16 protein-coding genes are annotated in these 22,331 nt (G+C 30.5%); 14 read left to right on the forward strand and 2 right to left on the reverse strand.

The window, feature by feature from the left end:
• Positions 1 to 39: 39 nt before the first annotated feature.
• Together EKM05_RS03340 and EKM05_RS03345 are read right to left on the reverse strand one after the other, a co-directional pair.
• Entirely contained in the window at positions 40 to 873 is an 834-nt protein-coding gene (locus EKM05_RS03340; RefSeq protein WP_126553464.1) for a universal stress protein, read from the reverse strand.
• A 74-nt stretch (positions 874 to 947) separates the two neighbouring features.
• Positions 948 to 1,778 (reverse strand): universal stress protein, encoded by an 831-nt coding sequence (locus tag EKM05_RS03345; protein ID WP_126553466.1) that lies wholly within the window; start codon positions 1,776 to 1,778, stop codon positions 948 to 950.
• A gap of 177 nt (positions 1,779 to 1,955) precedes the next feature.
• Here EKM05_RS03345 and mnmE point away from each other — a divergent pair, with 177 nt between their 5' ends.
• From mnmE to EKM05_RS03415, 14 genes are all read left to right on the forward strand, one after another.
• A complete protein-coding gene (mnmE, locus tag EKM05_RS03350; protein WP_126459159.1) occupies positions 1,956 to 3,344 on the forward strand; it encodes a tRNA uridine-5-carboxymethylaminomethyl(34) synthesis GTPase MnmE in 1,389 nt (462 codons plus the stop codon).
• 228 nt (positions 3,345 to 3,572) lie between these two features.
• A complete protein-coding gene (locus EKM05_RS03355; RefSeq protein WP_126553468.1) occupies positions 3,573 to 3,944 on the forward strand; it encodes a helix-turn-helix domain-containing protein in 372 nt (123 codons plus the stop codon).
• A 7-nt stretch (positions 3,945 to 3,951) separates the two neighbouring features.
• A complete protein-coding gene (locus EKM05_RS03360) occupies positions 3,952 to 5,058 on the forward strand; it encodes a site-specific integrase (RefSeq protein ID WP_126553470.1) in 1,107 nt (368 codons plus the stop codon).
• 1 nt (position 5,059) lies between these two features.
• Positions 5,060 to 6,130: a DUF6617 family protein gene (locus EKM05_RS03365; protein ID WP_126553472.1), complete on the forward strand. Its 1,071-nt coding sequence runs from the start codon at positions 5,060 to 5,062 to the stop codon at positions 6,128 to 6,130.
• Between the two features lie 121 nt (positions 6,131 to 6,251).
• Positions 6,252 to 6,554: a helix-turn-helix domain-containing protein gene (locus tag EKM05_RS03370; protein ID WP_126553474.1), complete on the forward strand. Its 303-nt coding sequence runs from the start codon at positions 6,252 to 6,254 to the stop codon at positions 6,552 to 6,554.
• A 1-nt stretch (position 6,555) separates the two neighbouring features.
• A complete protein-coding gene (locus EKM05_RS03375) occupies positions 6,556 to 6,834 on the forward strand; it encodes a helix-turn-helix domain-containing protein (RefSeq protein ID WP_233590868.1) in 279 nt (92 codons plus the stop codon).
• Positions 6,831 to 9,095 (forward strand): DUF3987 domain-containing protein, encoded by a 2,265-nt coding sequence (locus EKM05_RS03380; protein ID WP_126553476.1) that lies wholly within the window; start codon positions 6,831 to 6,833, stop codon positions 9,093 to 9,095. Before EKM05_RS03375 ends, EKM05_RS03380 begins: the two co-directional genes overlap by 4 nt.
• 125 nt (positions 9,096 to 9,220) lie before the next feature.
• Positions 9,221 to 12,310 (forward strand): N-6 DNA methylase, encoded by a 3,090-nt coding sequence (locus EKM05_RS03385; protein WP_126553478.1) that lies wholly within the window; start codon positions 9,221 to 9,223, stop codon positions 12,308 to 12,310.
• A gap of 8 nt (positions 12,311 to 12,318) precedes the next feature.
• Positions 12,319 to 14,157: an Eco57I restriction-modification methylase domain-containing protein gene (locus EKM05_RS03390; protein ID WP_126553480.1), complete on the forward strand. Its 1,839-nt coding sequence runs from the start codon at positions 12,319 to 12,321 to the stop codon at positions 14,155 to 14,157.
• Positions 14,158 to 14,324: 167 nt separating this feature from the next.
• On the forward strand, positions 14,325 to 14,807 hold the full coding sequence (locus tag EKM05_RS03395) for a hypothetical protein (protein WP_126553482.1): 483 nt from the start codon (positions 14,325 to 14,327) through the stop codon (positions 14,805 to 14,807).
• A 42-nt stretch (positions 14,808 to 14,849) separates the two neighbouring features.
• Positions 14,850 to 17,360 carry a DUF4268 domain-containing protein gene (locus EKM05_RS03400; RefSeq protein WP_126553484.1) on the forward strand — a complete coding sequence of 837 codons (2,511 nt, stop codon included), beginning with the start codon at positions 14,850 to 14,852 and terminating at the stop codon, positions 17,358 to 17,360.
• Between the two features lie 93 nt (positions 17,361 to 17,453).
• Positions 17,454 to 19,505, forward strand: coding sequence for a Piwi domain-containing protein (locus EKM05_RS03405; protein WP_126553486.1), 2,052 nt, complete (start codon positions 17,454 to 17,456; stop codon positions 19,503 to 19,505).
• 35 nt (positions 19,506 to 19,540) lie between these two features.
• The gene (locus EKM05_RS03410) at positions 19,541 to 21,496 is read left to right on the forward strand and encodes an AAA family ATPase (protein WP_126553488.1); all 1,956 of its coding nucleotides are present in this window, start codon (positions 19,541 to 19,543) and stop codon (positions 21,494 to 21,496) included.
• Positions 21,483 to 22,331 carry an HNH endonuclease gene (locus EKM05_RS03415; RefSeq protein ID WP_126553490.1) on the forward strand — a complete coding sequence of 283 codons (849 nt, stop codon included), beginning with the start codon at positions 21,483 to 21,485 and terminating at the stop codon, positions 22,329 to 22,331. Before EKM05_RS03410 ends, EKM05_RS03415 begins: the two co-directional genes overlap by 14 nt.

Raw genomic sequence — 22,331 nt, forward strand, 5'->3', positions numbered from 1 at the left:
CTATATAGAATTCAAGATTTCAATTGAATTAAAACTGAATCAATCAATAGGAATCGCTAAAATTGGGATATCAAAATTCGTAGCTATTTTTTTTGTTAAACTAGGTTTGAAAATCCCTTCAAAAAAACCTCTTTTATACGTAAGCATAGTCAGTACATCAATTTCTTTGTACATTATAAAATCCAGAATTGTTTCTTTGACTTCGTCACTATTGATCACAAAAAACTCAACGGGTTCATTAATAAATTCTTCCTCCCAAGCAGTTACTGTATCATTTGAAACATCGGAATCACTAGTTTTTACATACAAGCATTTTACTTTAGCTTTCGTTTTTTTAGCGATATCTAACACCATTTTCAATGCTTTTTTATCTTTAGTTCTAAAACGGGTTGTAAATCCAATAATTTCTGTTTTTTTGAATTTTGCTTCTAACGGAACACACAACATAGGAATATCTATTCCAGAAATAACAGCACCTGTATTGGTACCCATAAAAAAAGCTTCCCATCCTGTAGCTCCTGAAGTACCCATGATCACAAAATCTATTTTATCTTCTTTAATTGATTTTTTAATATTATAAAGCAAATTCCCATCCATGAGCCTATGAGACATTTTTATTTTGTCCAAATGCCACTCATCGGCTATGGCGCGCAATTTTGGGATTTCATCTTTAAACATATCAAATTGAGCTAAGGCCAAGGAATCATAAATGACGGCGTAATTTTCGGGAAAAAACTGATTGTCATAAATGGGCAATTCAAAGGTGTGCAATAAAACGAGTTCGCCCTGAACTATTTTTGCAAATTCTAAAGCATGTACAAAAGCATTAGTAGCCACTTCAGAAAAGTCGGTTGGAAATAGAATTTTTTTCATTTTATCTTTTATTAAAATAATTGATTTACTAAAATAAAATATTGGTGTCTTTACGTAGTCAAATCAGAATATTTTTATTCATGAATAGCAAGAATGGGTACATTGATATGAAATGCTAATTTTTTTGAAAGACTAATTTCGAAAAGTTTCTCAAAGAAATTTCTGTGATACACATGCATTGCAATCAAATTAATTTTATGCAAATCGATAAAATTTAAAATAATTCCTTCTACATCTTCTCCTTTAATGGAGTGAAATGCAACTCCATTATTTTCTACTAATACCTTCCAATCTTCTCTACTGTCCTCTTTAACTTCATGATGCGGAGACTCGACACGCAGGCAATCAATATGTGCTTGAAATATTTTGGACAAAGACAGAACTCTTACAAAAGACCCTGTGTCCTCCAATTTATATTGCGTAATGAACAGTATTTTTTCAATAGGATGATATGTACAATGCTCCGGTATTGCCAAAACTAATGCTTTGACATCATTCATTACTTTTGTGGCTATCGTACCGAAAAAAGTTTCCTTTATACCAGTGGCGCCTTTAGTACCCATAACTACGAAATCAAAATTTTCATTCTCAGTTATTTTTTTAATTTCGGGAACCAAATTTCCCAAAATCAAAACATGGCTTATTTTGATATGACCTAAATTATTTGCTTCCGCAATTTTTCTTAAAAGTGGCACTTCATCTTTATAATTTTCAAAATTACTGAGTTCTGTAACCTCATAAATTTCATGTAAATACTTAGAAACATTAACATAATTGGCTTGTGAAAATTGGTACACATGCATTGTAACTATTTCAGCATTAATAGATTCTGCCAATTTCAATGCATAGATAAACGCATTTTTAGACACTTCCGAAAAGTCGGTAGGAAATAAGATTTTCTTCATACTATAGTTAATTTATTGCAAATTAATTATTTATATAAATTTACAAAACAAAAAACAAAATAGTATGATAATTATCACTTTGGCTAATTTTTAACAAAAAATAACCTTAATGGTTTACTACAAGAGACTTGTAGCCATGTCAAATTTACTTACTTTTACACCAAATTGACTTTAAATATGATACCTCACGATTCCATAGTGGCACTGGCAACTCCTTCGGGAGCGGGTGCTATAGCCGTAATTCGGATTTCCGGACAAGATGCCATTGCTATTGGAAATTCTGTTTTTAAATCCATTAAAAACAAAGAATTAACAACCCAAAAAACGCATACGTTACATTTAGGGCATATAATGGATGGTTCCAAAACTTTGGATGAAGTCCTGGTCTCCATTTTTAAAGGACCAAATTCCTATACTGGCGAAAACACGATCGAAATTTCCTGTCACGGTTCTACTTATATACAACAACAAATTATTCAATTATTGCTTCGAAAAGGCTGTCGAATGGCAGATCCTGGCGAATTTACGTTGAGAGCATTTCTAAACGGAAAACTGGATTTGTCCCAAGCAGAAGCTGTTGCCGATTTAATTTCATCAGATAATGAAGCTTCACACCAAATTGCAATGCAGCAAATGCGTGGCGGTTTCTCTAATGAAATAGCAAAATTAAGAGAAGAACTCTTGAATTTTGCATCACTAATCGAACTCGAATTGGACTTTGCCGAAGAAGATGTAGAATTTGCTGACCGAACCCAATTTCATGAATTACTGAACCGAATCGAATTTGTCCTAAAACGATTAATCGATTCATTTGCCGTAGGAAATGTGATTAAAAACGGAATTCCTGTAGCTATTGTGGGCGAACCCAATGTAGGTAAATCGACACTTTTGAATGCTTTATTGAATGAAGAGCGCGCCATTGTTTCGGAAATTGCGGGAACGACACGTGATACCATTGAAGATGAGTTAGTGATTGGCGGCATTGGTTTTCGATTCATTGATACGGCTGGAATTCGGGAAACGGAAGATGTGGTAGAAAGCATCGGGATTCGTAAGACTTTTGAAAAAATTGAACAAGCGCAAGTTGTCGTTTTTCTATTTGACAGTTCCGAGTTTAAAGTTTCTGGTTTAAAGTTAAAAGTGGAACTGGAAAAAATTAAAAACCAGTTTCCGTTGAAACCTCTTGTAATCATTGGTAACAAAGCCGATAAATTAGAAGAAAGTGAAATAGGAAATTTGAAATCAGAAATTCCTGAAATCTTACTGATTTCTGCAAAAGAGAAACTAGGCGTTGAGGATTTAAAAAATCAATTACTTTCATTTGTCAATACCGGAGCATTACGAAATAATGAAACAATTGTAACGAATACCAGACATTACGATTCCTTATTAAAAGCGTTAGATGAAATACAAAAAGTAAAATTTGGTCTTGAAACGAACTTGTCCTCCGATTTGATGGCATTAGATATTAAGGAAGCTTTGTACCAATTTGGAATGATTACGGGACAAGTAACTAATGACGAATTGTTAGGGAATATTTTTGCTAATTTCTGCATCGGAAAGTAATTCCACTTCTCTTATTTGTTAACTACCTATTTTTGTTGACTTTACAACAAACATTCTTCTCTTATTTGTTGCCCATAATCTCTTTATTTGGTATATTTGTTGTTCAGTTGTTGCCCAATGTACGTTTTTGTTGCCCAAATTGAATGGGCAACAACCGTGGACAGATGATGCTACCTATTGCTACATTTCGCTACATAACGCTACATTTCGCTACATAATATTTGGATTATGAGTAGTAATATGGCTATCCCGAAAACCTGTACATATTGTGGCAAAGCCTATATCGCTAAAACTACTTTAACCCGCTATTGTTGCCTAAAATGCAATTCTAGGCACTGGAAACAAAAAGCCAAAGAAGAGAAAATCCAAAACTCTTTAATTGCACAACAGCAAACAATGCAAAGTCAGCAAACCTTGCCAACTGCAAATCCAGCCTCATTACAATCAAAAAACTATCTATGCGTTCAAGATGCCGCCGAATTAATTGGTGTTAGCAGATGGACAATAAACAGGATGATTAAGCGTGGTGATTTGATAATTCACAAGTTTGGCAGGAAGAAAATAATTGAGCGTTCACAAATAGATAAACTTTTTAATTGATGGTACTATGAAAGTAACTTTAAGACAAAGACAAAAAGGCAACAAAATTAGCCTTTACCTCGACTATTATAAAAATGGTAAGCGAGATTATGAATATTTGAACTTGTACCTCATCCCGGAACCTGAAAAAGGAAAATTAACTTTTGCTCAAAAAACCGAAAATACTAAAATACTTTCTCTTGCGGAAAGCATCCGTTCCAAAAAACATTTAGAAATACAAAACGGAATGTATGGATTCAATGATAAAGAGAAACTGAAAGGATTCTTCATTATCTATATGGATACATTAGCCGAAAAGAGATTAGAAAGCAAAGGTAATTATGATAATTGGGATAGTACTATCAAGCATTTACGAAAGTTTTGCCCGAGGGATATTTCTTTTGGTCAATTGGATAGCAAGTTCGTTGAAGGCTTCAAAGAGTATTTAACTAAAACTGCAAAAACACCTAGCGATAAAAACCTTTCAGCTAATTCAGCTCAATCTTATTTCAACAAGTTCAGAGCAGCTTTAAAACAAGCTGTAAAAGATGGCATCATAAGAACAAATCCAGCTGAACAAGTAGACGGCTTACCACAAGGCGATAGCGAAAGAGAGTTTCTGACATATGAGGAATTACAAAACGTTGTGAAACACGAATGTGAAATCCCTATTCTTAAAAAAGCTTTTATATTTAGTTGTCTGTCGGGATTAAGATGGTCGGATATAAACAAAATGGTTTGGTCTGAAATTCAACATTCTGATGATTATGGTTGGTACATCCGTTTCAGACAAAAGAAAACCAAAGGAGCTGAAACTTTACCTATATCAGATCAGGCTCGTGATTTATTAGGGGAAATCGATGAACCCATCGAAAGAGTTTTCAAAGGATTAAAATACAGTGCCTGGCATAATCTTAAACTTCAGCAATGGGTTATGAAAGCGGGTATTAGTAAAACAATTACTTTTCATTGTGCCAGACACACTTATGCAACCTTGCAATTGACGTTCGGAACTGATATATTTACAGTATCTAAATTATTAGGGCACAAAGACATACGAACAACTCAGGTCTATGCTAAAATAATTGATGAAAAGAAAATGGAAGCGGCGAATAGAATTAAACTTGATTTCTGATATGGAACTAACAATTTTTAAAAGCATTATTTATGGCGAATTAAAACCTTGGGCAAGTAATGCAGTTAATGAAAAATTTTACCGCCAAAACTTATCACCAAGCTTCATAAAACCCACACATTCTATTAGTGAGTACTACAATGCATTAAAAGAGCTTCAAAAGGATAAACCCAATTTATTCAAAGAAGATGGTTTAGAAATCTATTTAGCACAGCCAGACACCGATATTCAGCACGAAATACTTTATCCATTAATGGATTTTTCTTTAGAAGGTCCCATAACCTCAACCCAGAAGTTTTATCACTATCTTCTATACAATGAAACTACACGATTAACTGACAGAGTTTTTAAATGTATCAATAAAGACATTGAAGAAATTCAAAAAAAAGAGATCATTCAAAATCTAGTAAAATCGTGTAAAGATCTATTACTAAGAATTGGAACAGACCAACAACATTTTCAAAAAACAGAGTTAAAAGAGTATGTTATTCCTCAACTCATTACCAGTGTAATTCGTTTTCTAAAAGAAACCGAAAAACTTTACCCGCAATACCTGTACGATTTACCGGCTACTATAAACGAATTATTTGGAGAATTACTGCAACAACCTACTCCGGACTTAAACATAGATAAAACTACTCCTGAATTCCAAACAGTATCCGATATTCTTCTAGACATTGATAATTATACGTTAGAAAAAGATACTCGTTTCTCATTTGGTTTCAATGGCGATACGGAAAAATTAAAATCAGTTTTATTAGCTTTAAACAAACATATTGAGCTTCTATATGATGGGAAAACATCCGTTGATGAATTGGTTACCGTTCTAACCAGTAAGAATTTAGACTTAGGTGCTCCACAAATTCATATCGGATGTCAAACTAACATATTCAATCATGTTTGGCGTAAATTAAAACCAAAATTTAATAATCTTGGGGCGACTTCACTAGCGGCTTCAAAACTTTTTTATTCTAAATCCGAAATCTTATTAAGTAAAAGCAATTTAGAAAAAAAGGTTAGTGACTATCCTGAAAATATTGAAACTATTAACAACATTATTAATCAATTATAAATAAAAACAGTAAGTACAGTAAGTTTACATAGTAAGTCCTTACATACCAATTAATTACCAGTGTGTTACGAAATAATTTAGCCCTCAGCAATGAATGCTAAATCACTTAAAACGTAACACAATGAGTAACGAAAACTTAATTTTAGAAAAGCTCGAAAGATTGGAGCAAAGGATCGGGGAACAAAACCTCTTGATGAAAGAAGTGCTTAACTTCAATGATGCCTGCAGCTATTTAGACATTAGCGCGTCACACCTTTACAAATTGACCAGCCAAAAGCAAATACCTCACTTTTGCCCTCAAGGAAAAAAATTGTATTTCAATCGTACCGAATTAGACGAATGGTTACAACGGAACCGTCAATCGTCTACGGACGAAATTGAAACTATGGCAGCCAACTATTTACTAACCAATAGAAGGAAATAGGATGCCATACTACACTCCCACCGAAGAAATGCTGGATAAAATTCATTCACGCATTAGCGAATTGGCTTTGAATGTAAAAACAAAGCAGCATCTAGAACCTCAAGATGTTTTTTTCGACAATCAAGAATTCCTGCAATTGATGAACATCAGTAGGCGTACCGCACAAGTTTGGAGAGACTCGGGATATATCGGTTATTCCCAAATGGGCAATAAAATATATTATCGCCTGATAGACATTCAAGACTTATTAAACGAGAACTATAACCCGAAGAAGAAATGAGTGAAGTAGCAAACAACAAACTGATGGTCAGTGTGTATCAAAATTTCGGGACAAAGTTAGAAGATAGAAACCTCGTTGAAGTACTTCAGGAAATCAAATCCAAAAAATACCTAAGCGACATCAATTCCATCCGATACGCATTACATAAAGGAGACGAAAAAACGGCCGATAAAATCAAAAGCGGATTAACTGGATTTACAATGTCTGGCACCTTTGGAACAAGCAGAACCAAAGCAAACCTCCTCTCCTATTCCCAAATAATAGGATTAGACTTTGACCACATTCCGGTTACAGAACTCTACACATTGGTAACACTGATAAACGAATGCAAATACACTTTTGCTTCGTTTATTAGCCCAAGTGGCGAAGGAATTAAAGTATTCATTAAAATCAACTCCAATGCAACACAACACACTATTGCTTATAATCAAGTGGCAACTTATTACAAAAACCTTTCAGGCTATGATTTTGATCCAAAATGCAAAGATAGTACCCGATTGTGTTTTGTTTCTTCTGATCCAGAATTACATCTAAATGAAAACGCAACTGTTTTCGAAGTTCAGGAAGAAGCAAAACAACTTCCGATAAAACAAAAAGTAGAAACAGTACAATTTCAATCCACAGACACTTTACTGGACAATTGCCTGAAATTCACAGAACAAAAAGAGCAATACAGTAAAGGAAATAGAAACAATTTTATTCATCTATTTGCGTCTAATGCCAATCGTTTTGGGATAGACGAATCTAATGTGCTAGACTATTGTATTACTAATTTCGATTTAGACGAAAAAGAAATTAAAACTACAGTCAATAGTGCCTACAAAAACCAAAGCTCTGATTTTGCTAAGTTTGCCGACTTTGCCAAGATGCAAACTAAAGAGATTGTGATAAAAGAAACAACCTCTACTAAACCCTTAGTCGAGGAAGAAGATTATCTAAAAAGTACACCGATAATTCTGCAATCAGTTTATGACAATTTACCGCCAATATTATTCGAAAGCTGTAAAGCATTCAAAGAAGCGAGAGAAAAAGATGTTTTTCTAACAGGTGCATTAGCCATTCTTTCGGGGTGTTTACCCAATGTTTCTGGTTTGTATAGCGGCAGTGTGGTTTATCCAAGTTTATTTTCTTTCATATTAGCACCAGCCGCATCAGGAAAAGGAGCATTGAAATTTGCTAAAGCGTTAGCCGATAAATACCATAGTAATCTTCTAGAAGCATCACAAGAAGCTCGCAAAATATACGAAGAAAAATTGGCGGCCTACAAAATGTTAAAAAGCAAAAATAAATTAGAAGGAAATCAAGAAATGCCACAAGAGCCAAAATTCAAAGTAGTTTATATTCCGGCAAATACCAGTAATGCAAAAATAATTCAGCATTTAGATTGGAACGAAGGAAAAGGAATTATTTGCGAAACGGAAGCCGATACTTTAGGACAAACCTTTAAAAATGATTGGGGTTCTTATTCTGATATGCTTCGAAAATCATTTCATCACGAAAAAATATCAGTAAGCCGTAAAACGGATGCAGAATTTGTTGAAGTAAACGAACCACAACTTTCAGTGGCGCTGTCAGGAACTCCAAAACAGGTCTTTAATATTATTGCATCGGCAGAAGATGGCTTATTTAGTCGTTTTATTTTTTATGTATTCAAAACAGATGCCGTTTGGCTAGATCCTTCACCCAAAGGCAATCCTGTGAATTTAACGGAATATTTCAAAACACAATCCAATCAAGTTTTTAAAATGGTAGAATTCTTCGAAAGAGACGAAATGGTTTTATTATTAACCGATGAACAATGGGATAAATTTAACCCTATTTTTAGTGCCTATTTAGTACAAATAAGCACTTTTGTTAGTGATGATGCTCAAAGTGTAGTTAAGCGGCTAGGAATCATTTTATTTCGTTTGTGTATGATATTTACAGCCATTAGAAAATTTGATACAAAGGATCATCACAAAGAAGTGTATTGTTCTGATATTGATTTTGAAACAGCTCTGACGCTAATAAAAACCTATTTGCAACACAGCATCATAATGTTCGAAAACTTGCCAAAACAAGAAGAAGGTGGAGTTTTTAAATCAGGGCAAAACAAAAAATTATTCTTTGATGCACTACCGCAACGATTCACCCGTGGAGAAGCAATTGAATTAGCAAAGAATTTCAATATAGCCGAAAGAACAGCGGGAACTTTCCTAAAATCCTGCTTAGGGAAATACTTACAACAGCCTGAATATGGTGTGTATGAAAAGTTTGTGTAAATGCTAATAAATACAAGATAAAACAAGTTAATATTTACTATTTTTGAAAGTTGCCCAAATGACTTAAAAGTGCAAATTATATTTAGCATTTAAAAACAAGAAAATTAATCTGATAATTAAAAAAAATGAGTTCAGAAATACGAAAACAAAAACTTACGGGGCTCATTGAAGAATACAATAGGTTTAAACAAATAGGTAAACTAGATTTAACATCTGAAGAGACTATAAGAACATGGTTAAATCAACTACTTGAAATATTTGATTGGGATGTAAGAGACACTTCTCAAATATTACAGGAAAAAGTTTTATCTAAATCTGAGAAACAAAGAGTAAAAGATATTGGCTCGCAAAATACAAGACCTGATTATACTTTTAAGATAGCTAAACAAAAGCTTTCCTTTTTAGATGCAAAAGATATTACTGTAAAATTATTAAATGATTCGGATGCTGCATTTCAAATAAAATCATATGGATGGTCAATATTAGCACCATGTGCTTTTATTTCAAATTTTGAAGAATTTGCAATATATGACTGTACTTATGAACCAGAAAAAGGTCAAGATCCAAATTTAGGAAGATTGTACTTTACAATAGATTCGTTACTTGACAATTACCAAATTTTAGAAGATCATTTATTAAAAGATAATATTTATAGTGGGAAGTTAAATGAACTATATTCTGAAACATTACAAGGGAATAAACATGTTCAAAGAATTACACCTGATGTTAAGTTCGCAGCTCAACTTTCCGAATTTCGCTTGGCCCTAGCAACTGATATTTTATATAACAATAAATCATACATTGGCAATAACTCAACCAATTTGAGTTATATAACTCAAATAATTATAAATAGAGTTTTATTTATTCGAGTTTGTGAAGCGAGATCAATGGAAGAGGATGGATTGTTGCTTTCTTTTCAAAAGCAGGGCTTTTGGGAATCTTTTAAAAAATCTTCATACTTTGATTTTTATGAACACTATGATGGTCCACTATTTGACAGGATAAATTCTATAAACGAGTTAAAGATTTCAAATAAAGTCTTTAACACATTAATTCAACACCTATATTATCCTTCACCTTATAAGTTTGAGGTAATTCCAACAAAGCTTTTAAGTGATATTTATGAACTATTTCTTTCAAAAAAATTAGTTATTGAAGATGACACAGTTAAAGATGAAATTAAAGACGAATACTTAAAAACTAATGGCGCTGTTACAACACCACAATATATCGTTGAAGAAATTATTAGAAGAACAATTAATAGAAATGAATTAATTGAATCAGGTATCGAAAACTTGCTATCTGTAAAAGTTTTAGATATTGCCTGTGGTAGTGGTGTTTTCGCAACAATATTATACGATTATTTAGAGGATGTTTTTTTAGAACTTTATGCAACAACAGCACATCCTGATTTTTCTAAATATTTTCACATCACAGAAAGAGGTGAAGTTATAGCGAATGTTTTAGCTAAGAAAGCGATAATAGATAATTGTATTTTTGGCGTTGATATAGACCCAGAAGCTGTAGAAGTTGCTAAAATGTCTTTATCCTTAAAAATTATAGACACTTCCGACTACAGAGAATCATATAGTGAAATAGGAGTTTTTGGAACAAAAATATTAAATGGTATAGGTAACAATATTAAATGTGGTAACTCACTTGTTGAGTCAGACATATTAATTTTATATCCTAAATTATCAGAAAATATAGAGGAGTTAATAAAGACAAATATTTTTGATTGGAATGATGAAAATGGCTTCAAAGAAATTTTTGACAAAAAAGGAGGTTTTGATTTTATTGTTGGCAATCCTCCTTATGTAGAAGTAAAAAACTATAATGCTGATTTACCCTTTATGCATAAATACATAAAAGGAAAATTTCCATCATCAAAGAATGGTAAAGTTGATCTAGCAATTCCATTTATTGAAAAATCAATAAATCTGCTTAATGAAAATGGAAGATTAGGATTTATAATTCAAAAAAGGTTTTTTAAAACAACTTATGGAAAAAAAATTAGAGAAATAATTACTAATGAAAATTATCTTTCATCAATTATTGACTTTGATCAGACTGATATTTTTAGAGACAGAATGACTTATGTAGCTTTATTAATATTGGATAGAGCTTCTTCAGAAAATTTCTCATATAAATGTTTTACAGGTAAAGTAGAATTACTTGGATCAGATTTGAGAAGAACTCAATTACCAGAGATTTCTCCAGATGATTATTTGATACTTCCATCTAGTAGTATTGGGGCAAATCCTTGGAGTTTTGATGACACAAAACTTATAGCTATTAAATCAAGACTTTCTAGTTTTGGAAATCTAGGGGATTTTGCTAGTGTTAGAGTGGGTATTCAAGCACTAAAAAATGAGGCTTATCACATTAGACCAATTTCTATTAAAGATGGTGTTTTAACTGGTAAAACACATTTAGAAGATAGTTTTGAAATAGAATTAGAAGCTTGTTGCCATTTACTACCAAATGAAAATTTCTATCCTTATAGAAGTGATTTGGCTGAGTCATATTGTATTTTTCCTTATAAAGTAGAAAATGGAATTTCATCGGAAATTTTATTTACTGAATTTTGTCTATTATATCCTTTAGCAGGAAAATATTTAATTAGAAATAAACCAACTATTCAAAAATTAGTTGAAACTTTTACTGGTGAGCGATGGCATTTATACACTAGAGCAAATAACATTGGTAGAAATTTTCCAAAAGTCTATATTCCCATGACTTCATTAGATACATTTGCAGCAATAACTTTTTCTGAAAAACATTACTGTGATAATGCTAATGTAAATTTTATTGAGTTACCGGTAATAGATGAATTGAATCTATATGCTATGTCAGCAATAATCAATTCAGTTGTTTTCTCGGTTCTTGCAAGATCAATAGCAAACCCTCAATCAAAAGGGTATTTTAAATTTAATAAACAGTTTTTAGAACCGGTTCCATTTCCTAAAGACACTTTTATAAGTAATAACGAAATAAAAGAGAACTTAAGAGATATTGCAAAAAAAATCGAAGTGTTACAAAATAGATTTGTTGCGGCATCACCACATGAAAAAAGAGCATTGAACTCATTACTCTCTGCACATTGGCTTGAATTAGATAAATTATGTTATCAAATATATGGTCTTACTCATGAAGAAGAGGCTTTTTTTAATGAAAGAGGTAGAAATATAAATAGAATTGAAATTCTAAAATAAGAAAAAGAATGCATCAAAAAATTAAAAATATAATCAATAACTACAAAGATGAGGAAACTACTTTGAATAAAATTATTGTATCTATATTTATTAAAGTTAATAAAATTGAGGTTAAAAAAAATGATTTAATCAGGTCTCTTTTAATTTCAAAAAATTCAAATCTATCACAAGTTATAGATGAAATTGATTTTGCCTTCAATTTTGATGATTTAATTGAGGGATTTGAACTTGCAATACCAAGTTCTGAAAAAACTACTAATGGTGCAGTATACACTCCTACTTATATAAAAAACTTCATAGTTGATAAATCACTTGATAAAATCAGTAAATCATATCGAGAATTAATTACCGGAGATGTTTCATGTGGTTGTGGTGCATTTTTATTTACGATTGTAAATAAACTTAAACTAGAAACTAATAAATCCTTTTATGATATTTTTAAAGATAATATTTTTGGATTAGATATTAGCAAGAGTAGCATTGAAAGAGCAAGAATATTACTTTCATTATTAGCAATTTATTATAGTGAGGATGTTGAGGAATTTGATTTTAATCTTTACATTTCAAATGCACTTTCATTTGATTGGAATAGTATTGAAAAAATTAAATTTAATAAAGGATTTGATTTAATAGTTGGTAATCCTCCATACGTTAGAGCCAAAAATATCGATATTGATTCAAAAGTATTACTTAAAAATTGGGCAGTCACTAAATCTGGTAATCCTGATCTATACATTCCTTTTTTTGAAATTGGGTTGAAAAATCTAAACGAAAAAGGAGTATTAGGATATATAACGGTTAATTCCTTTTATAAAAGTGTAAATGCAAGAGAACTAAGAAAGTATTTAGGGCAAAAAGAATATAAAATTGAAATCATAGACTTTGGTAACGAAAAAATATTTATTGGTAAGTCAGCATATACCTGTATTTGCTTTATTTCTAAAGAGAAGTCTAAATCAATTTATTTTAAAAAAGAAACTGGAAAATCATTAGTTAATAAAGTCCAAAATCAATTTAATAAAATTCCTTATCTTGATTTAGATTTTCATAAAGGTTGGTTATTAAATGATACCGAAATAATTAAAAACATTAAGAAAATAGAATCTGCAGGTAAGAGTCTGGGAGATAAGTATGTTATAAAAAATGGTATCGCAACTCTAAAAAACGACATATATATATTTAAACCAATAGAAGGAAAGAATGATTATTATATTTTAATGCAAAATGGGATAAAGTTTGAAATTGAAAAAGCAATATGTAAAGATATTATTAAACCTAACATTTTAAAGTACGAGCACGAAATTGAATCTATTAAGGAAAAGTTGATTTATCCATATACAAATGGAATTAGCCCATTTTCCATAATGACTGAAGAATATCTTTCAAGTAATTTCCCAAAAGCTTATAAGTATTTATTATTCAATAAAAAAGATTTGGAAAAAAGAGATAAAGGTGAGGGTAATTATTGTGCTTGGTATGCTTTTGGGAGAACACAAGCTTTAGCTGATAAAGGTCTTAAACTACTTTTCCCTTATATGGGTAAAAAACCTCATTTTGTTTTTACTGATCAGAAAGATATGCTCTTATACTGTGGATATGCAATCTTTAATGAGTCATCAGAAGATCTAAAAATATTAAAAAGAATACTAGAGTCCAAAGTCTTCGAATATTACGTGAAAAATACCAGTAAGCCATATTCAGGAGGGTATTTTTCATATGCTAAAAATTATGTTAAGAATTTTGGAATTTGTGATTTGAATGATAATGAAAAACATTTTCTTTCTAATGGCTCAACAAAGGATGAAATAAATGACTTTTTGATAAAAAAATATAATTTAGTTATTTGATAAAATATAATTTTTGATCGATAGGAAATATCAAGTTGAATAAAAGTAATAACAAGTACTCAGCCAAATTAAAAGAATTACAAAAAACGTTGCCAATTCTTGAAAATGCAGAATAAGAGGTAGAAAAAATGATATTGGGTTAATTTAAATATTATAAAAAAAAGATTATGAAGTTTTTAGTTATTTCGGGTGCGCCAAACACAGGTAAAACAACTGCGATTAATAAAATTGTAGAATGGATAACAATTAGCGGAAGTGTTACCACTGATACTTCAGGAAATCCATTACCTCCTTTTCTTCCCAACTCAAAAGGAGAATATCAGGATTTTTCAATTGCTTTATTTTATAAAGGCAGAAAAATAATTATTCATTCCGCTACAGACGATAAGGCATGTATGGATAAGTTAATTAATTTAATAAATATAAATACCGATATTGAAATAGTTATTACATCATGCAGAGATATTAATCGGGAAAGGAGTTATTTTACAGATACTGTAAAACCATATTCTACTTTCTTTTTGGAATCTCCTCTAGGGAAAATTAATCGTAAAAGTGATAAAAATAAACCGGCTGCCCACAAGTGGTACAAAGACACATTATTACTATTACATCAACATATTTTATCAAATAGTCCTTTTAATATATAACTTAATACTACTGTTTTAAATAGCCTCTTTATAAGTTAAGTCATGAAAGCAAACGAATTACCAATAATTACCTTCCTACAAGCAGTTAACGTACAATTTGTAATACCAGTATATCAGAGAAATTACGACTGGAAAAATGCAGAGTGCAAAGAATTACTAAATGATATTATATCGGTTGAAACAGAGGATAGAGGAACGCATTTCATTGGGAGCATAGTATTTGTTCACGAAGGAACTTATAGCACCAGCGAAGTAAAAGAATTAGTTATAATAGATGGGCAACAGCGTTTAACGACAATCAATATTTTGTATGTGGCATTGTATCGTTTTGCAAAAGAAAACAGTAAACCACAGGATGCGGACAGATTGTACAATATGTTTTTGACCAATCAATATGTTCAAAATGAATCAAGCAAATTAAAGCTAAAACAAACAGATACGAATTCATTGGCATTTAAAGCAATAATGCTAGGAACACAAAATGAATTTGCTACATTCTCAAATGTGATAGAGAACTACAACTATTTTAGAAGCGCTATCAACGATGAAAATTTTGATCTGATACTTAGAGGTTTAAATCGTTTAATATTTGTAGAAATCTCGTTAGAAAGAGACAAAGACGATCCACAACGTATTTTTGAAAGTTTAAATTCAACAGGCTTAGATTTATCACAATCAGATTTGATTCGTAATTTTATTTTAATGGACTTACCTCCAAAAGACCAAAACAGGATTTTTGAAACCATCTGGAACCCAATTGAAGAAAATGCAAAAGACATCGTAAAACAAAACTCGTTAGTTTCAGAATTTATCAGAGATTACCTGACACTACGCAACAAGAAAATACCAAATAAAAACAAAGTATATGCGGAGTTTAAAAGCCTGTATAGCAATAAAAAAGAAGAGGTTTATCATCAGGAATTAGAAAACATAAAATCTTTATCCGTTCATTATAAAAAATTAGTCAATCCATCTACGGTTTCAGATGCAAGCATCAGAAAAGAATTAGAATACATCAATCGTTTAGAAATAAATGTGGCATATCCTTTTTTATTACAAGTATTTGAGGATGCTGAAAATGGTATGCTAAGTAAAGAGGATTTAATAAAAATCCTGAAACTAATTCAAAGCTATACTTGGAGAAGGTTTGTTGTAGGTCTTCCAACCAATGCCCTAAATAAAATATTTATGAGCCTGTATGCAGAGGTAGATACAGAGGAATATTATGATTCTATTGCTAAAGTATTGCTCAAAAAGAAAGGAAGTGCAAAATTCCCAACAAATGAAGATTTAAAAACAGCACTAAAGGATAAGGATTTGTATAACACCCAACCTAAAAACAGAAACTATCTGTTTGAAATGTTGGAGAATTACAACAACCGTGAATATGTCAATACCAACAATGAAAACATTACGATAGAACACATTTTCCCAAGAAACCCAAATGAGATTTGGAGTACAGATTTATCATCGGAAGAGTATTTTTCATTCAAGGAAAAACATTTAAACACGATAGGAAATCTAACACTTTCTGGAAATAATAGTGCGCTAAGTAACAAATCATTCTTGGCCAAAAAGGAAATGAATAAGGACGGTAACAAGCAAGGCTACAATTACAGCAGATTGTGGTTGAACTCGTATTTACAAAAAATAGATAATTGGGATGTTTCCAAATATGAGGAACGTCTAAACATCATTTACGAAAGGTTTTTAAAAATCTGGGAATACCCTGATGTTGTAATTATTGATAGTGATGATTTATCAGATGAACAAAATATTTTTGATGCTGAAAGTCCCAAAAATAAAAAACTAGATTATTACATCTTTGAAAACACCACAGTGATAGAGAATACTGTTTCCCAAATGTATGTAGATGTGATAAGAAATCTTTATGAAAAGAACTCGCAATTGCTTGTAAACAATCAAGATATTTTCAAAATTACCAGAAACGCTTCTGATTTTAGATCACCACAAGAAGCAACAAATGGTTGGTTTGTTGAGGCTAATATGGACAGCAGCAATAAGTTTAGTAGTTTAAAAAGACTGCTTACTTTGTTTGATATGGAGGACGAATTGTCAATCAAATACGCAATAGGAACAGAAAACGAATCAGAACCAAATCGATTTGGTGTTAGAAAAAGGTATTGGCAACAACTATTGCCATTAATAAATAATACAACCTTATTCAATAATGTAAGTGCTTCTAAAGACCATTGGTTATCTACTGGAGCTGGAACTGCAGGTGTTTCATATACATTTGTAGTAACAAAATCGTATGTAAGAATTGAATTGTCCATTCTAAATTCAAGTAAGGAAACGAACAAAATATACTTCAAAAAATTACATAAAAACAAAGAAGCAATAGAACAATCCTTTGGTAGCGCTTTAGTTTGGGAAGAACTTCCAGAAAACAAAATGTGCCGTATTAAAATAGAAGAACAAGGCGTTAATTTATACAATGAATCTGATTGGGAAACAATGAATGAATTTATGGTTACTAATCTTCCAAAGTTTGAAAACGCATTGAGTCCGTTTATTAAAAATTTGAGGTAAACCGTAAAATTATAAACTGCAAAATGATTTTATTTGAATAAGGTTTAGAATAGCAAAACACATCAGTATTATTTGGATAAAAACATTTAAAATTTGGAAAATCTTAAAATTAACATCATCCCATTCGAACATTCAGTAAAAGAACTTGAAATAGGTTTTTACAAACAAGATAAAAAAGGCTTCTATGCCCTTTGGAAAGGAGAATATCCGCAATCTTTTTGGGATGATTTTAATGCAGAAATGCAAGATTGTAACAAACTATATACAAACTTCAAAGACACCTTAAATTGCGATTATAAAGCAACAGTAGATTTTACCAAAAACACAAGGTTAGCTGCACACTATTACACTAGATTAATTTATGATTATTTTGAAACTGTAGCCGATGTGGTAAAAATAAGTTTCGTAAAAGACATACAAATATGGTTTAAAGATGAAGCCAAAACAACGACTGCGTATACTTCGTACAAATGTTTTACTGTAAAAGTACAATTCAAGAAAGTTACAGCATCTCCAGAATTATTAATATCTTATGATGGCAATACGACAGTATATAACAAATCAATAGCAGAATTTGATAACTTCCCTCCTGAACTAATTAACCTCGTTAAATTCAATAAACAAGTAGTTAAATATGAATTTGCAGAAGATGCGGTAAAACAACATATTGAAGAGTTGTATCCCATACTTTCAAATACGATTAGAGATTATCTTAAAATTGATCGTCCACCATTTACTAGAGGTAATAAATATCTTCCCTACTTTAAAAACATAAATGATTTATATGATATCTACTTGAATTCTAAAGAATTTAGAGCAATAATCCCGCTTGCAAAAGAAGGCTTTTATAAAGTACCACAACACCATATTCATAGAACTTCTTTCAATTCAAACAAACTACGTTTCTTTAACGGTACAGATATTGTTCCTCATAACGGAATGAAAAATATAGGACCATATAAAGCAAGTCCACATAAAAATGTTGAATTCTTTTTTATTTATCATAAACCAGATAGAAACTTCGCTGTAAAAACGCTTTACACCTATTTTACTGAAGGGTACAAATCTCCCGAAGGACACCTCTATTTTAAATCACTCAAAACCTATATAAAACAACCTTTTTTAATAAATGAAGGCACAAGTATTTCATTTGATAATACAGAAACGGCATTAAGTGCTGTTAAACAAGGTTTACTAAATCTGGAAAAAAAGCCCAACACAAAGTACGTAGCAATTTATGTAACTCCAGTTCACAAAACAGAAACTGACCTACAGAAAAAAATGCTTTACTATCAAGTCAAAGAAGAGTTATTAAAACACGATATAAGTTCACAAGTAATCTATAAAGAAAACATTGGCCATAAAGATTTTAGTTACTACTTACCAAACATTGCAATTGCTTTATTAGCTAAAATAGATGGCATTCCGTGGCGTTTAGACAGAGATACCAAAGAAGAATTGATAGTTGGTGTAGGTGCTTTTACTTCATTAAATCACAATATTAAATATGTAGCAAGTGCCTTTTGTTTCAATAATAATGGGGAATTTAAAGGTTTTGATTGTTTCAAAGCAAATCAAACCGATTTATTAGCAGGAACAATTGGAAAGCAAATATTAAAATATGTTGTAGATAATGGAGAAAGTGCAAAAAGGCTAATTATTCATTTCTACAAAAAGATAAGCAATAAAGAATTGCAACCTATTTTGGAGATGCTGAATAAATTGAATTTAAACATCCCTGTTGTCGTAGTAACAATAAATAAAACAACATCCGAAGATAATGTTGCTTTCGACCTCAATAGTAAAAACTTAATGCCGTTAAGTGGTACTTATTTAAAAATTGGTTGGGATCAATATTTATTATTCAACAACATAAGATATAAAGCAGATGATATAGTAAATGACAATCCGTTTCCTGTCAAACTTTCCTTTTCTTCAACGGTAGACAACTATTTTGATGATCGAACAGTAATTGAAGAATTAATAGATCAGGTATATCAATTCAGTCGTATGTATTGGAAATCCGTAAAACAACAAAACTTACCCGTAACCATAAAATACCCTGAAATGGCAGCAGAAATATTTCCTTTCTTTGAAGGAGATAAACTACCGGACTTTGGAAAGAATAACCTTTGGTTTTTGTAATACAATTAAATGAAAACATCCGTAAATAACTTAAAATGTTAGAATTATCAAAAAAATTAAAATTAGATATAATACGGGCAATATTGCCTGAAAAAGAATTATTTGGTAGACCTGATAGTGATGAAAATATAATCAAGTTTTTAGACGAAATGCTAAACTTAAAAGCATTGCCATCTGAAGACTCTAGATTTAGTAATGCCTATGATGATGCATACCAACATTTAGTGAACAATTACGATTGGGAATACGAATATGTATTGACTGAAAGGTTCAACATAATTGATAATAATGAAATATTTATCGAGTTTTTAAATAAAATTATTCATCCAAGCATTAGAAACGATGACGACGATATTTTACGTTTTTATATATTAATTAATCCCTATCTTGAAAAAGAAAAGTTAAATTACATATTAACTTCTTACCATGATAATGGTCTACCAATATATAATGTAGATATATATGATGATAACAATATCACTCCACCAAATATTATTGAAAATAAAATTCCTTTTTTTGTTGAAAATACACCAAATGGTTATTCCGACAATATAAACGCTCACAATAAACCTAATATATTTCCTTGTTTTGTTCTTGTTAATAATAGAGATTGGAATGACCTCTTCAAATTCACAAATTATTTTTTGTTTTTCTACCCATCAATAAATGAGTGTATAAAAATAGGTTCGGTAAAAATAATAAACAAAGAAGTTGAAAATACTCCAGATATTTTAAATAATACATTTTATAACCTTGATAAAAACTTTTGTTCATTAGGTATTGAGTTCAGCTACTATGATAATATTAAATCACTTTTTGGTAAAGCTTATTATAGTATATTTTGGGCATTAAAAGATGCTGCTATTTTTTCTGATATTTTGGAAGAATTTGAGAATGAGTATTATTTTAATAATTCTTTGATTAGGTTCGACGAACAAGAACAATTATTAAGAGAGGCTAAATATCGTTTGGAAGATTATGATATAAAAAACTTATATAGTTTTAAATATAACTTTAAACCGAAATTTTCAGATGACTCCGTTTTAATTGATTTTGATTTTGATAGTGAAAAAAATATTCCATCAAGAATATTCGCTTTAATTGGAAAAAATGGAACTGGGAAAACTCAATTAATAACTACGTTACCTATTGATATATCAAAGAAAAAAGAGGATGTTTTCATTCCCAAAACACCATTATTCAGTAAAGTAATAGCGGTATCATATAGTGCTTTTGATACTTTTGAAATTCCAAAAAAAACTGCTGATTTTAATTATGTGTATTGTGGTATAAGAGACCCAAAAGGTGAGTTATATTCAGAGAAAGGACTGAAATTGAGGTTTCATAACTCTTGGAAAAAAATAATAAAAAAAAATAGATTTGATAAATGGTTAATTCTTCTTCCATTATTTATGGAACAAGAATTAATTAGTGAATTTATAGTTGAGGATGAAAATGAATGGAACTATAAAGTTGATATTAAAGGGTTTAATAGTGTGTCGAAAAAATTAAGTTCTGGTCAAAGTATTTTACTCTATATAATAACTGAAATTGTAGCAAATATTAGATTTGATTCACTCATTATTTATGATGAACCGGAAACACATTTACATCCAAATGCAATATCACAATTAATTAATACAATTTATGAACTAACGAAGGAATTTCAATCATACTGTATTATTGCAACACATTCACCCTTAATAGTCAGAGAATTACTATCTAGAAATGTTTATATAGTCGAAAGAGAAGGTAATATTATCTCACTTAGAAAACCATTGATAGAAACTTTTGGTGAAAATCTTACTATGATAACGGAAGAAATATTTGGCAATAGGGATATTCAAAACCAATATGAAAAAATATTATATAGATTAGCTGAAACAGGTAAGAGCTTTGATGAAATACTATCAATTATTGAATCTGAAAATATTCCTTTAAGTTTAAATGCTCGTATTTATTTAAAAAGTATCATCAATGAAAAATCTTAATGTATTTAATGGAAATACACATGATTTTTTAGATGATGTAGTAAATTCAAAAAAAAACACCATAGAAGACCCAAATTATAAACAAAGACTAACTGTTTTAACACCTAATATAAAAGTATGCTTCAATTCATTTGATACTGCTCAGAATACAAATAATCATATTTCACTTGTTCCTTATGGCTATATTACGGCAGATAAGAATGATCTTTTAAAATTATATAATCCAAAAGCAAAAAAACTAGTTACTTTTAAAAATAATGCAACAACTATTTTAGACAATAGAGCATCAAATGTATGTCAGTACTGTACAATAAATTCAGCAAATACTTTAGATCATATTATTCCTAAAAGTGAATTCTCTGAATTTGCAGTAAATCCTAAAAACTTATTACCAGCATGTTCAGAATGTAATGGTTATAAATTAGATAGATTTAAAAACAATAATGATAGGCTATTTTTAAATTTATATACTGATATTTTACCAGCATCTCAATATTTATTTGTTGATATTCAAATTACAAATGGCGTCGTTGTAGCAGATTATAGGTTGTCAAATAGTAATAATATCAATGTTCAATTGTTTAGTATAATTGAAAGTCATTATGGAAAATTACACTTGTTCAGAAGATTTAAAAGTAAAACAAACACTATTATTAGTGAAATGACTAACTCAATTAATGCTTCTATCGGTAAAGTTTCAAAACAAACCTTTTTAGATATAACTTTAGATAAAATTAATCGAGACAAATTATTACATGGTGGCAATCACTACAAATTAATATTAGAAGAAGAACTTTTAAATAATAACGCGTACTTAAATTTATATTTCATTTAA

It is taken from the genome of Flavobacterium sp. GSP27 (assembly GCF_003970395.1).
Lineage (GTDB): Bacteria > Bacteroidota > Bacteroidia > Flavobacteriales > Flavobacteriaceae > Flavobacterium.

Coding starts and splice junctions, on each gene's coding strand:
- EKM05_RS03340 (WP_126553464.1), bottom strand. CDS start 873: ATGAAAAAAATTCTATTTCCAACCGACTTTTCTGAAGTGGCTACTAAT.
- EKM05_RS03345 (WP_126553466.1), bottom strand. CDS start 1,778: ATGAAGAAAATCTTATTTCCTACCGACTTTTCGGAAGTGTCTAAAAAT.
- mnmE (WP_126459159.1), top strand. CDS start 1,956: ATGATACCTCACGATTCCATAGTGGCACTGGCAACTCCTTCGGGAGCG.
- EKM05_RS03355 (WP_126553468.1), top strand. CDS start 3,573: ATGAGTAGTAATATGGCTATCCCGAAAACCTGTACATATTGTGGCAAA.
- EKM05_RS03360 (WP_126553470.1), top strand. CDS start 3,952: ATGAAAGTAACTTTAAGACAAAGACAAAAAGGCAACAAAATTAGCCTT.
- EKM05_RS03365 (WP_126553472.1), top strand. CDS start 5,060: ATGGAACTAACAATTTTTAAAAGCATTATTTATGGCGAATTAAAACCT.
- EKM05_RS03370 (WP_126553474.1), top strand. CDS start 6,252: ATGAGTAACGAAAACTTAATTTTAGAAAAGCTCGAAAGATTGGAGCAA.
- EKM05_RS03375 (WP_233590868.1), top strand. CDS start 6,556: ATGCCATACTACACTCCCACCGAAGAAATGCTGGATAAAATTCATTCA.
- EKM05_RS03380 (WP_126553476.1), top strand. CDS start 6,831: ATGAGTGAAGTAGCAAACAACAAACTGATGGTCAGTGTGTATCAAAAT.
- EKM05_RS03385 (WP_126553478.1), top strand. CDS start 9,221: ATGAGTTCAGAAATACGAAAACAAAAACTTACGGGGCTCATTGAAGAA.
- EKM05_RS03390 (WP_126553480.1), top strand. CDS start 12,319: ATGCATCAAAAAATTAAAAATATAATCAATAACTACAAAGATGAGGAA.
- EKM05_RS03395 (WP_126553482.1), top strand. CDS start 14,325: ATGAAGTTTTTAGTTATTTCGGGTGCGCCAAACACAGGTAAAACAACT.
- EKM05_RS03400 (WP_126553484.1), top strand. CDS start 14,850: ATGAAAGCAAACGAATTACCAATAATTACCTTCCTACAAGCAGTTAAC.
- EKM05_RS03410 (WP_126553488.1), top strand. CDS start 19,541: ATGTTAGAATTATCAAAAAAATTAAAATTAGATATAATACGGGCAATA.
- EKM05_RS03415 (WP_126553490.1), top strand. CDS start 21,483: ATGAAAAATCTTAATGTATTTAATGGAAATACACATGATTTTTTAGAT.